This is a genomic window from Saccharopolyspora sp. CA-218241 (assembly GCF_050954615.1).
Lineage (GTDB): Bacteria > Actinomycetota > Actinomycetes > Mycobacteriales > Pseudonocardiaceae > Saccharopolyspora > Saccharopolyspora cebuensis.
Window position 1 is genome coordinate 1,511,486 of sequence record NZ_CP191860.1, and the last position, 12,451, is coordinate 1,523,936.

The 12,451-nt window shown below is 70.5% G+C and carries 8 protein-coding genes, 1 tRNA gene and 1 pseudogene; 8 read left to right on the forward strand and 2 right to left on the reverse strand.

The window, feature by feature from the left end; translation table 11 throughout:
- The first annotated feature begins 89 nt into the window (after positions 1 to 89).
- The 3 genes from ACQP0T_RS07470 to ACQP0T_RS07480 all read left to right on the forward strand — a co-directional run bounded on the left by ACQP0T_RS07470 (position 90) and on the right by ACQP0T_RS07480 (position 1,232).
- Positions 90 to 521, forward strand: a complete 432-nt coding sequence (locus ACQP0T_RS07470; RefSeq protein ID WP_345365046.1) for a DUF3052 domain-containing protein — start codon at positions 90 to 92, stop codon at positions 519 to 521.
- A gap of 100 nt (positions 522 to 621) precedes the next feature.
- A complete protein-coding gene (locus ACQP0T_RS07475) occupies positions 622 to 1,086 on the forward strand; it encodes a peroxiredoxin (protein ID WP_345364897.1) in 465 nt (154 codons plus the stop codon).
- 71 nt (positions 1,087 to 1,157) lie between these two features.
- A tRNA-Val gene (locus tag ACQP0T_RS07480) sits at positions 1,158 to 1,232 on the forward strand.
- A gap of 694 nt (positions 1,233 to 1,926) precedes the next feature.
- Here ACQP0T_RS07480 and dnaE read toward each other — a convergent pair.
- On the reverse strand, positions 1,927 to 5,526 hold the full coding sequence (gene dnaE / locus ACQP0T_RS07485; protein ID WP_433871909.1) for a DNA polymerase III subunit alpha: 3,600 nt from the start codon (positions 5,524 to 5,526) through the stop codon (positions 1,927 to 1,929).
- Positions 5,527 to 5,777: 251 nt separating this feature from the next.
- Between dnaE and ACQP0T_RS07490 the strand changes: the two genes are divergently transcribed.
- The 4 genes from ACQP0T_RS07490 to ACQP0T_RS07505 all read left to right on the forward strand — a co-directional run bounded on the left by ACQP0T_RS07490 (position 5,778) and on the right by ACQP0T_RS07505 (position 9,630).
- Positions 5,778 to 6,281 (forward strand): AAA family ATPase, encoded by a 504-nt coding sequence (locus ACQP0T_RS07490; RefSeq protein WP_433871910.1) that lies wholly within the window; start codon positions 5,778 to 5,780, stop codon positions 6,279 to 6,281.
- An 80-nt stretch (positions 6,282 to 6,361) separates the two neighbouring features.
- Entirely contained in the window at positions 6,362 to 7,585 is a 1,224-nt protein-coding gene (locus ACQP0T_RS07495) for a sensor histidine kinase (RefSeq protein ID WP_433871911.1), read from the forward strand.
- Positions 7,582 to 8,238: a response regulator gene (locus ACQP0T_RS07500; RefSeq protein WP_433871912.1), complete on the forward strand. Its 657-nt coding sequence runs from the start codon at positions 7,582 to 7,584 to the stop codon at positions 8,236 to 8,238. The genes ACQP0T_RS07495 and ACQP0T_RS07500 overlap by 4 nt, the downstream gene beginning before the upstream one ends.
- Positions 8,239 to 8,358: 120 nt before the next feature.
- A complete protein-coding gene (locus ACQP0T_RS07505) occupies positions 8,359 to 9,630 on the forward strand; it encodes an acyltransferase family protein (RefSeq protein ID WP_433871913.1) in 1,272 nt (423 codons plus the stop codon).
- Positions 9,631 to 9,686: 56 nt separating this feature from the next.
- Here ACQP0T_RS07505 and ACQP0T_RS07510 read toward each other — a convergent pair.
- Positions 9,687 to 11,224 (reverse strand): annotated as a pseudogene (locus ACQP0T_RS07510) (UxaA family hydrolase).
- A gap of 254 nt (positions 11,225 to 11,478) precedes the next feature.
- On the opposite strand from ACQP0T_RS07510, the gene ACQP0T_RS07515 reads away from it, so the two are divergent.
- A complete protein-coding gene (locus ACQP0T_RS07515; RefSeq protein WP_433871914.1) occupies positions 11,479 to 12,435 on the forward strand; it encodes a DUF3048 domain-containing protein in 957 nt (318 codons plus the stop codon).
- Positions 12,436 to 12,451: the final 16 nt, after the last annotated feature.

The window sequence follows — 12,451 nt, forward strand, 5'->3', positions numbered from 1 at the left end:
GGTGCTTGGCAGTGTTCGCTATCGGCCAGAATCTGAACAACGGGGGTGCGGCAGATGTCGCACCGGTGCATTGGAGGAGTGAGAAAACCGTGGTCGCCGCGGGAGACGCCGGCAAGAACGATGTCGACGTCGCCGAGAAACTCGCAATCGAGCCGGACATGGTCGTCCAGGAGTTCGGCTGGGACGAGGACGTCGATGACGACGTCCGGGCAGCCATCGAGGAGCGTTGCGGCAGCGAGCTGCTCGACGAAGATGCCGACGAAGTGGTCGATGTGGTGCTGCTCTGGTGGCGCGACGACGATGGCGATCTGACGGACACGCTCCTCGATGTCATGACGCCGTTGTCGGACGAGGGGGTGATCTGGGTGCTCACCCCGAAGACGGGGCGCGACGGCTACGTCGAACCCGCCGACATCGCGGAGGCGGCCTCGACGGCGAACCTGGCCCAGACGGCAGGCCCCAACCTGCCCGAGGGGTGGATGGCCACCCGGCTGGCCTACCGGAAGAAGGCCAAGCGCTGACGGCGGCGCGCGGGTGCCGGCGCCGCCGTCGGTGCCCGCGCGGGGGCGCGCGGTGTAGGTTCGGCGTCGACATGGTCACGTCGAACCGAAGGGTGTGCTCATGACGGTCGAGGTCGGCGCGCAGGCGCCGGGCTTCACGTTGCCCGACTACAACAAGCAGCAGGTCTCGCTCGCCGATTTCCAGGGCGAGAAGAACGTGCTGCTGGTCTTCTACCCGTTCGCCTTCAGCGGCGTGTGCCAGGGCGAGCTCTGCCAGGTCCGCGACGATCTCTCCGAGTTCCAGAACGACAAGGTCCAGGTCCTCGGGGTGTCGGTCGACTCGCCGTTCGCGCTCAAGGCGTGGGCGGAGCAGGAGGGCTACACCTTCCCGCTGCTGTCCGACTTCTGGCCGCACGGCGAGGTCGCCAAGGCCTACGGCGTGTTCAACGAGTCCGCGGGCATGGCGCTGCGCGGCACGTTCCTGATCGACACCACCGGCAAGGTCCGGTTCGCCGAGGTCAACCAGCCCGGCGAGGCCCGCGACCAGAACGTGTGGAAGAAGGCGCTCGCCGAGCTCGACGGCTGAGGCGCCACCTGCCGGAGCGTGGTGGCCGACCGGTACAGTGTTCCGACGGCTGACCTCTCGGCCGCCACCTCGGGCGCATAGCTCAGCGGAAGAGCACCTGCCTTACAAGCAGGGGGTCGCTGGTTCGAACCCAGCTGCGCCCACCACAGCCGCCGTGGCCAGCCAGAACGCGGTTCCCAGCGGTGGTCGTCCCGATGGCGCAGCGCACCTGGACAACTCCGCTCCTCGATCCGGAGCGATGAGACGCCCTGGTCCACGATCGAAGCCTGAAGCCGCTCGTGTCCCCGCGGTCCCGGTTGCTGTGCTGCCGTTGACCACCGTCGAGGCGTTGCGCGAGCAGGCCTGGTCCTCGTCAGCCCACCTCCCGTGCCTTCGGCTCGGTGTGTCGAACCGGTGGTCCGGTCGGTCGCGCCGGAAGGTGGAGTCGGCGGTCCGGGATCGGGTCGAGTGTTCGATTCGTGATGAGAACCGAGCTCGGCTCACCAAGTCGAACGAGAAGCCGAACGCGATCTCGGCGGGACACCGATGCGACCCCGCGGACCGACTCGGTGAACCTCCGGTACTCCTACTTCGGCGAGCGGGCCCGCGGGAGCGAGACCGAGGCCCCATTCGAGTGCACCTTCCTCGGGGGCTCGGTGTGGGCCCCTCACTCGTCCAGGGGGTGGTCATGCGGATCTCTCGGTGCCCGTGCCTCCGGTGGCGATGAGGTCGGAGTACCGCTCGTAGGTCCTCATGTCATGGGAGCGGACGGCCGTCTCGATCCCGGCTCGTGGAGCGTGCAATGGGCGATCGCACTGCGCACACACCGTTGCTGCGGTGCCAGCTCGACATCCGGCCCGGTCATGCCGTCCCCGCGCGTTCGATCGTGATGCCGCGCACCGACTTGAGTTCGGACACGAGCTCGGTGCAGACATTGACCGGCCACGCTGGCAGGTCCAGCCGTGTCGCGCCCACGTGGACGTGCACCGGGGTCGCGCCGCGGTAGGTACCCAGCGTGTTGCGCAGCTCGGCGACCGTGTCCTTGCCGAGCTTCTTGGCGTCGGCGCGCAACACCAGCGGTGGCTCGGACCCGGGCGCGTGCTCGGCTGCGGCGATGTCCACCGGCACGGCGTCCGAGGCGAAGACGCTGATCTCGCCTTCGCGCTCGTTGACCCGGCCTTTGACCGCCAGTGCGTTGTCCTCGATCAGGCAGTCGGAGAACATCTCGTAGGACTTCGGGAAGAACAGCACCTCGACGCTGGCGTCGAAGTCCTCCAACGTGACGATCGCCCACGGCTGCCCGTTCTTGTTGAGGCGCCGCTGGATCCCCGAGATCATCCCGGCGATCTTGGTTTGTTCCTTGCCGTTGCTGCCGGGTTCCCGTTCCCCGCCGACGAGCTCGGCGATGCTGGTGTCCTGGTAGGGCGACAACAGGCGCTCGGCCCCGTCCAGGGGGTGCGCCGAGACGTAGAGGCCGAGCATTTCGCGCTCGTAGGCGAGGAGCTGCTTGCGCGGCCATTCCTCGTCGGTGAACTGGAGATGCGCGAGCGGTGAGGTGTCATCGCTGGATGCGGTGTCGTCGGCACTGCCGAACAGGTCGAACTGTCCCATCGCCTCGTGCCGCTTGATGCCGATCACGGCGTCAACCGCCGCCTCGTGGTGTTGGGTCAGCGCCATGCGGGTGTGCCCGAGCGAGTCGAACGCGCCGGCTTTGATCAGCGATTCGATGACCCGCTTGTTGCACGCGGTGATCTCGATCTTGTCGAGGAAGTCGTTGAACGAGGTGTAGCGGCTCTTGTCCTCCCGGGTCTTGACGATCGACTCGACCACGTTCGCGCCCACGTTGCGGATCGCGCCCATGCCGAACCGGATCCGGCCGTCGACCGCGGTGTGCTCGACGACGGATTCGTTCACATCCGGCGCGAGCACTTGGATCTTCATCCGGCGGCACTCGGACAGGTAGACGCCGGTCTTGTCCTTGTTGTGCGCGTTGGCCGTCAGCAGGGCCGCCATGTACTCGGCCGGGTAGTGCGCCTTCAGGTAGGCCGTCCAGTAGGTCACCAGGCCGTAGGCGGCGGCGTGGGACTTGTTGAACGCATACCCGGCGAAGGGCAGCACCGTCGCCCAGAGCTGGTCGATGGCGCCCTTGCTGTAGCCGCGCTCGGCCATCCCGGCCTCGAACCGGGCGAACTGCTCGTCCATCACCTCCTTCTTCTTCTTGCCCATGGCACGACGGAGCAGGTCGGCTTGCCCGAGGGTGTATCCGGCGACCTTCTGGGCGATGGCCATGATCTGCTCCTGGTAGACGATCAGGCCGTTGGTCTCGCCGAGGATGTCCTGGAGGGGTTCGTCGAGTTCGGGGTGGATCGGCTCGACCGGCTTGCGCCCGTTCTTCCGGTCGGCGAAGTCCAGATGCGCGTTCACATCCATCGGCCCCGGCCGGTACAAGGCGTTCGCGGCCACGATGTCGGCGAACGTCGTCGGTTGCAGCCGCTTGAGCAGCGATTGCATCCCGCCGCCTTCAAGCTGGAACACGCCCAGGCTCTCGCCGCGGCTCAGCATCTCGTAGGTGGCGCCGTCGTCGAGGGGAATGTCGAGCGGCTCGATCTCGACACCATGGTTGGCCTTCACCATGCGCACGGTGTCGTCGATCGTGGTCATGTTGACCAGCCCGAGAATATCGATCTTGAGCAGGCCGACGTCCTCGCACTGCGGCCCGTCCCACCCCGTGATGATCTCGCCGTCGTCGCGGCGCCACAGCGGCAGCACGTCGAGCAGCGGTTCACGGGAAATGATGTGCGCGCACGCGTGCACGCCCGCGTTCCGGATCAGGCCTTCGAGACCACGAGCGGTATCGAAGATCTTACCGATCTGCGCGTCGTTCTCAATCAGCGAGCGAACCTCGGCGGCCTCCGCATAGCGTTCGTGCTCGGGGTCGACGATTCCGGACAACGGGATGTCCTTGGCCGCGATCGGCGCCGGTAGCGCCTTGCTGAACTGGTCGGCGAGCTGGAAACCAGGCTGGCCGAGGTGTACGCGAGCGGCGTCCTTGAATGCCGCTTTGGTCTTAATCGTGCCGTAGGTGATGACCTTCGCGAAGTACTCGGTCCCGTACTTTTCCTTCGCGTACTGGATGACCCGTTCGCGCTGGCGCTCGTCGAAGTCGATGTCGATGTCCGGTGGCGAGTCGCGCTCGGGGTTGAGGAAGCGCTCGAAAAGCAGCCCGTGCTTCAGCGGGTCGATGTCGATGATGTGCAGCACGTAGGACAGCAGCGCGCCGGCCGCCGAGCCACGACCCGGTCCCACCCGGATGCCGTTGTTCTTGGCCCACCGGATCATGTCGCCGACCACCAGGAAGTACGAGCTGTACCCCTTCTCGGTGATGACCTTGAGCTCCCATTCGAGCTGGTCGCGGTACTCCTGGGTAAAGCTGTCGTCGGGGAAACGGGTCGGGATGAAGTGTTCGACCTCGTCGCGCAGCACCTCGATATCGGTCCGGCCCACTTCGACCTTGGCCTGCGGCATCCGGTTGTGCGCGGCGAACGCCTCGTCGTAGCCCTCGACCATCTCGGTGATCAGCAGCGTGCTGTCGGCGGCACCGGGAACCTCGGTGTCCCAGTACTCGCGCATCTCCTCCGAGCTCTTGATGTGGTAGCCGTCACCGTTGAACTTGAACCTCTCGGTGTCGGCCAGCATGGAACGCGTTTGCAGGCACAACAGCGCGTCGTGGTGCCCGGCTTGGTCGGCGGTCACGTAGTGGCTGTCGTTGGTCGCCACCGTACGCAGATCGAGCTGCTTGGCGATGTCGAGCAGCTCGCCGCGGATGTTGCGCTCCATCTGAATGCCGTGGTCCATGACCTCGATGAAGAAGCGGTCCGCGCCGAAGATGTCCTTGTAATCCGAGGCTGCCTGGAGCGCTTCTTGCTTGTGACCCAGCCGAAGCCGGGTCAGAATCTCGCCGGCCAAGCAGCCGCTCGTGGCGATGATCCCCTCGGCGTGCTCGGCGAGCAGTTCCTTGTCCATGCGCGGCTTGCGGAAGAAGCCTTCCATGGACGCCAACGACGACAGCTTGAACAGATTGCGCAATCCTGCCGAGTTCACCGCGAGCATGGTCATGTGCGTGTAGGCACCGGCACCGGAGACATCGCCGCTCTCGCCGTACTCGTCGACTTCCTTCTTGCCGGTGCGCGCTCGCTCGCCCCAGAACACGGGCTTCTTGTGAAACCGGCTCTCCGGCGCGACGTACGCTTCGATCCCGATGATCGGCTTGACCCCGGACTTCACAGCCTTGGTGTAGAAGGAGTGCGCACCGAACATGTTGCCGTGGTCGGTCATCGCCACCGCGGGCTGTTCGAGCCGACTGACCTCGGCGAACAACGCGTCGTGCTTGGCCGCACCGTCGAGCATGGAGAACTCGGTGTGCACGTGCAGGTGGACGAACTGATCAGACACGCGGGTCATCTCCGGGGGCATCGGGGGCTGGGCATGGGGCTGGGTCTCCGCGACTCTAGTCGCCGCACTCGGTGTAGCCGGGCAGCGTCGGGTCCGTGTTGCCGCCGAGCTTGCGGGGCTGCAGCTCGCCGGTGCCGCCGCAGGTGTTGCTACTCGTCGTTACCCTGCTGGTCGCTGCCGTTGCAGTTCGGGCGCTTGTCGCCGCTGCTGGCACCCCGGACCGACACCGGTCCCGGCCACCGCGTCCAGGGAGCACCGCCATGGCCCATCCCGCGCCACCGGAGCTGGTGGCGTTGATCGGCCCGCCGGGAGCGGGCAAGACCACCGCGCTGGCCCGGCTCGACGTCCGGGACGCGGTGGTCGTCGGGCTCGACCGGGCCCGCGCCGAGGTGAGCTGCTGCGCCGCCGACCAGTCGGCCACCCACGCCGCGCTGCGCCGGTCGCTGGCCACCGCCCGCGCCGCGTTGGCCGCGGGCACTTCGGTCGTCTGGGACGCCACCAACGCGCGCCGACGCGAACGGCGGCGGCTGCTGGACCTGGCCCGCGAGCAGGGGGCCCGCACCCGCGCGGTGGTCGTGCTGCCCGACCTGGGCACGGCGCTGGCCCGCAACGCCGCCCGGGACCCGAGCCCCTGCCCGGCCTGCGGCCACGCCGAGCGGGTCCCCGACGACGTCGTCCGCCGGATGCACGCGACCATCAGCCGCGCCGTCCCGGACCTGCCGGCCGAAGGCTGGGACCGGGTCGACCACCTCGACCGCACCTGACCTGTCCTGAGCGGCGTGCGGAGGGGGTTCCGGGGCTATGCTCGTCGGGTTGCGGTGGTCGGTGGGGGAGCGAAGGCGAGATGGGTGGTGCGTCGCGCGATCGGGTGAGCCTCCGGCGGGTGCGGCCCGAGGTGTGGGCGTGGGCCGCGCTGGTCGCGGTGGCCGTCGCGGTCGCGGCGGTGGGGATTCCGCTCAACGCGCTGGTGTACGGGATTCCGGTGGTGCTCGCGTTCCCGCTGACCGCGCTGCACGCGGCCGCCGCGGTGGGCGCGGTGTTCCGGCCGCGCACCGCCGCCGTCGGGTCGCTGGTCCTGGTGCTGGCGCTGGCGGCGCTGTCCAGCGGGGAGTCCTCCGCCGCGCCGTGGCCGGTGGCGGTGACGACGTTGCTGGGGCAGTGCGCGCTGCTGCTGGTGTTCGGGTTGCGCGCGCCGTGGCGGATCGGGGTGGCCTGCTGGGTCGGCGGGATGCTGGTCGGCTGCCTCGGCCTGCTGGGGCCGTGGCCGACCACGGGCGCCGCGGTGACCGCCGACCTGGTGGTGTTCAGCTCCGTGACCGGTGCCGCCCTGCTGATCGGCGTGCTGGTCGGGCGGTGGCGGCGGATCAGCGCGCAGCTCGTCCGGGAACGTCGGCTGACCGAGCAGGAGCACGCGGCGCGCGTCGTCGTGCAGGAGAAGACCCGGATCGCCCGGGAGCTGCACGACGTGATCGCGCACAGCATGTCCATCGTCAACGTGCAGGCCACGACCGCCCGCTACCGGCATCCCGGCGCCGACGCCGAGCTGCTCGCCGAGTTCGACGAGCTGGCCGCGTCCTCCCGGCAGGCGCTGCGCGAGATGCGCGGCGTGCTCTCGGTGCTGCGGGAGGCGGGCAGCGACGCCGACACCGCCCCGCAGCCCGGTTTCGCCGAGATCCCGGAGCTCGTGGAGACCACCCGCCGCGCGGGCACCGCCGTCGACGTGGTCGGCGCCGAGGTGCTCGCACCCGGCGCTGGGGACGAGGTCGCGGGCACCGTCACCTACCGGTTGCTCCAGGAGGCGTTGAGCAACGCGACCCGGCACGCCCCGGGCGCGCGCGCCGAGGTCCGGTTCGAGCGCCCCGGCCCGGAACTCGTGCTGACCGTCCGCAACGGACCGCCCGAGCGACCGCCGGACCCCGTCGCGGGCGGCGGGCACGGGCAGGCCGGGATGCGCGAGCGGGTGGCGATCGTGGGCGGCGGCATCGAGTTCGGATCCACCGAGGACGGTGGGTACCGGGTGGTGGCCACGGTCCCGCTGGGTTCCGGGGAAAGGCAGGAGGTCCGATGATCCGGGTGCTCGTCGTCGACGACCAGGCGATGGTGCGGGCCGGGTTCGCCGCGCTGCTCGACGCGCAACCCGACGTCGAGGTCGTCGGGCAGGCCCCCGACGGCGCGGCCGGGGTCGAGCTCGCCCGCACCCACCGGCCGGACGTGGTGCTGATGGACGTGCGGATGCCCGTGCTCAACGGGATCGAAGCCACCCGCGCCCTGCTGGACGACGCCGCCGAGCACCGGCCGAAGGTGCTGATGCTGACGACGTTCGACATCGACGACCACGTCTACGCGGCGATTCGCGCCGGGGCCAGCGGATTCCTGCTCAAGGATGCGCTGCCCGACGAACTCGTCGCCGCGGTGCGGGTGATCGCCGCGGGCGAAGCCCTGCTCGCTCCGACGGTCACCCGGCGGATGATCGAGCACTTCGCGCGCGTCCCGGCGCCCGCACCGGCGCCGAGCCTGGACCGGCTCACCGAGCGCGAGCGGGAAGTGCTGGTGCTCGTCGCGCGCGGTCTGTCGAACACCGAGATCGCCGAGGCGCTGGTGATCGCCGAGCAGACGGTCAAGAGCCACGTCAGCCGGATCATCGCCAAGCTCGGGGTGCGGGACCGGGTGCAGGCCGTCGTCGCCGCCTACGACGGCGGGCTGGTGGCGCCCGCGGCGTGAGATCGAGGCCGCACCCCGTACCGGGGTAGGGGGTGCGAGTGCGCTCCTCGGCGGGACGACCCGGAGCCCGCGAATTCCTAACGTTTCTCCCGGTCAGCTTCATCGAACCGGGGAGTCGCCGTGGTCGTGCTCAGTCCGTCCCCCTCCGCACCGGCACGGGCCGAGTCCCGCGACCCGGTGCTCGATCTGGTCCGCGCCGCCTGCCTGGTCGTGGTCGTCGTGCTGCACGCGATGATGGCCGGGATCGAGGTCGTCGACGGGCGGATCCGGATCGGCAACGCGTTCGCGGGCCAGGAGTGGTTCGCGGTGGTCACCTGGTTCGTGCAGGTGATGCCGGTGTTCTTCGTCGTCGGCGGGTTCGCCGGGCTGTCGCAGTGGCGCGGGATGCGGGCGCGCGGCGCGACGGCGGGCGAGTACGCGCGGACTCGGCTGCACCGGCTCGCCCGCCCCGCCGCGGTCGCCTTCGCCGCGATCGCGGTCGGCCTGCTCACCGCCGCGGCGCTGGGCACCCCGCCGGACGTGCTCGCCGAGGTGGGTTTCCGGCTCGCCCAACCGATGTGGTTCATCGCGGTGTACCTGGGGGTGTCGGCGCTGGTGCCGGTGCTCGCCCGGGCGCACGAGGCGGCACCCCGGCGGACCCTGCTGGCGCTGGTGGCCGCGGCGCTCGGCGTCGACGCGCTGGCGCTGGGCACCGGCAGCCCGGCGGTCGGCTTCCTCAACCTCGCCTTCGTCTGGATGGCGTTGCAGCAGCTCGGGTTCTGGTACGCCGACGGCTGGTTCCGGTCCCGCTCGCGCGGCGAGCTGCTCGGCGGCGGGGTGGGTGCGCTGGCGCTGCTGCTGGTGGTGACGGTGCTCGGGCCGTACCCGGCGGACATGCTCGCCAATCTCAACCCGCCGACGAGCTGCCTGGTGCTGCTGGGCTTCGTGCAGGTCTGCGGGCTGGCGCTGGTCGAGCCCCGGCTCGCGGCGCGGATGCGGCATCCCGACCTGCGCCGCCTGGTCGACGGCATCGGCGGCCGGAGCCTCACCCTCTACCTGTGGCACATGCCCGCGCTGGTCCTGTTCGCGGTCGTGCTGCTGGCGGTGGACGCCCGCTGGCCGGAGCCGCTCGGGTGGCCGTGGTGGAGCTCCCGCGGGTGGTGGCTCGCCGGGGTCGTGGTGCTGCTGGTGCCGATCGCGCGCCGGCTCGGCCGCCTCGAACGGCGCCCGGTGCCGGGCGGTCCGGTGCCCGCCCCGGTCGTCGCGTTCGGCGTGGTGCTCGCGACGGCGGGCGCGGTAGCCGTGCTGGTCGTCGGGTTCACCCCGCTGACGGCCGTGCTGGGCTCGGCGCTGCTGGCCGCCTCGGTGCGGATCACGACCCGAGAGGTGCGCCCGACGCCGACCCGCAGGTGAAGTGAGTGAGGGGCACTTTCATCCGGCATAGTCGGATGAAAGTGCCCCTCACTCGGTCACATCACGGTGCCGATGTGCCAGGGGACGAACTCCTCCTCGCCGTAGCCGAGGTCCTCGCTCTGGGTGTGCTCGCCGGAAGCCACCCGCAGGACGTGGTCGAAGATCTGCTCGCCGAGGGCCTCGACGCTGATCTCGCCGTCGATCACGCCGCCGCAGTTGATGTCCATGTCCTCGCTCATGTGCTGGTAGAGCGGGGTGTTGGTGGCGAGTTTGAGGCTGGGCACCGGCGAGCAGCCGAACGCCGACCCCGGCCGGTGGTGAAGCAGACGACGTTCGCGCCGCCCGCGACGATCCCGGTGACCGACACCGGGTCGTAGCCGGGGGTGTCCATGAAGACGAAACCCGGGGTGGTGACCGGAGCCCCGTAGTCGACCACGTCGGTGAGCGTCGTGGTGCCGCCCTTGGCCACCGCGCCCAGCGACTTCTCCAGGATGGTGGTGAGCCCGCCCGCCTTGTTGCCCGGCGAGGGGTTGTTGTCCATCGAGCCGCCGTTCTTGGCGGTGTAGTCGCGCCACCAGTCGATCTTGGCCAGCAGCTTCTCGCCGACCTCGCGGGTGGCGGCGCGGCGGACCAGCATGTGCTCGGTGCCGTAGATCTCGGGGGTCTCGCCGACGATCCCGGTGCCGCCCTGCGCGGCGAGCAGGTCCACGGCGGCGCCCAGCGCCGGGTTCGCGGTGATGCCGGAGTAGGAGTCCGAGCCGCCGCAGTTGGTGCCGAGGATCAGCTCGCTGGCCGGGACGGTGGTGCGCCGCACCGCGTCGACCTCGGGCAGCAGTTCGGTGAGCCGCCCGACGCCTTCCCGGACGGTCTTGGTGGTGCCGCCGAGCTCCTGGATGGTGGCGGTGGTGATCGGCAGGCCCTCGCGGAGCGCGACGTCCTCGGTGAGCTTGACGATCTGGTTGTCCTCGCAGCCCAGGCCCAGCACCAGGAATCCGGCGAAGTTCGGGTGGGTGAGGTAGCCGCGCATCACCCGGCGCAGCGTGTCGATGCCCTCGCCGTCGGGCGCCATCCCGCAGCCGGTGCCGTGGGTCAGCGCGACGACGCCGTCGACGTTCGGGAAGTCGTCGAGCACGCCGGAGAAGCGCATCTGCTGGGCGATCAGCTTCGCGGCGGTGGCCGAGCAGTTGACGCTGGTCAGCACGCCGAGGTAGTTGCGGGTGCCGACCTTGCCGTCGGAGCGGACGTAGCCCTCGAAGGTGCGCCGCTGCGCTTCGGGGACGAGCTGCTGCGGTGCGGCGTCGACGGAGAACTCGTAGCGCCGCTCGAACTCGCGGTACTCCAGGTTGTGCAGGTGGACGTGCTCGCCCGGAGCGATGTCGCGACCGCCGAAGCCGATCACCTGCCCGTAGCGCCGCACTTCGGCGCCGGCGGCGATGGGGTGCACGGCGACCTTGTGGCCGCGCGGGACGTCGTCGCGCAGCACGACGGAGGTGCCCGCGACCGCGACGTCGGTCCCCGCGCTGAGGTCCGTTCCGGCGATGGCGACGTCGTCCACGGCGTGCAGGTGGACGAGGGTCTGGGTGGTGGTCGGCATCCGGCGCTCCGAGCGTCTGAGATTTCGAACACTGGTTGAGATCGTGAACGACCGTATGTTTCGCGTCGTCCCGGTGTCAACGCCATGTTTCGCCACGTCGGCGCCGTTGTCGTGGGCCGGACGGGGTCTTCGCCCGGCCGACGCCGGTCTCGGTCGCGGACCTGGGCGGGACGGTGGTCGCGGAGCGTGGCGGGCTTGTACCGGACGGGTGAAACGGGGAAGGTGGTGGTGCGGCACGGGTGGGGGAGAGTGCGATGTGGCGATTACGCGTCCTCGGCGTCCTGATCACCGCGCTGGTGCTGGTCCTGGCCGGGTTGGCGGGGCAGCCGGTGGGCGTGCAGCCCGCCCGGACCGCGATCCGGGCCGCCGAGGAGCCACCCGAGGCACCGCCGCTTCCGCCACCGGGTCCGCCGGTGCTGGCGGTCAAGATCGACAACGCGCCGGCCGGTCGGCCGCCCACCGGGCTCGAGGCCGCCGACCTGGTCCACGTCGAACCGGTCGAGGCCGGGATCTCCCGGCTGATCGGCGTGTTCGCCTCCGAGATCCCACCGGTCGTCGGGCCCGTGCGCAGCGCCCGGCAGACCGACCTGCGGCTGCTCGGCCAGTACGGGCGCCCGGCGCTGGCCTTCTCCGGCGCCGCGCCCGAGCTGCTGCCGGAGATCCACCGGGCCCCCGTCGTGGCCGCCTCGCCCCGCGAGGTCCCCGGGGCGTTCCACCGGGGTGCCGGACGGCCGCCGCACGACCTCTACGTCCGCACCGGGCGATTGCCCGCCGGGCAGCCGTGGTCGCCGCGGTTCCCGCTGGTCTTCGGTGACGTGCCGCCCGGCGGCGTGCCGACCGAGGCGCACGAGGTGCGCTACCGGGCCGCGCGCATCGGGTTCGGCTGGACCGAGGCCGAAAGCGGGTGGCGGGTGTCGATGGACGGCGAGCCCTACGCGACCGCCGACGGGACCCCGGTGCTGGCCAGCACCGTCGTGCTCCAGCACGTCCGGGTCACCGGCTCCCGGTTCCAGGACGTCGGCGGCAACGTCTCGCCGTTCGCGGAGACCGTCGGCACCGGTCGCGCGGTGGTGCTGCGCGACGGCCGGGCGTTCGAGGGCACCTGGTCCCGGCCCGCGCCGGACGCGGGCACCACCTACCGGAGCCCCGCGGGCGAGGTCATCCCGTTCGCCCCCGGGCAGGTGTGGGTGGTCCTGGTGCCCGAAGGATGAGCCCGCTGGATCCCGG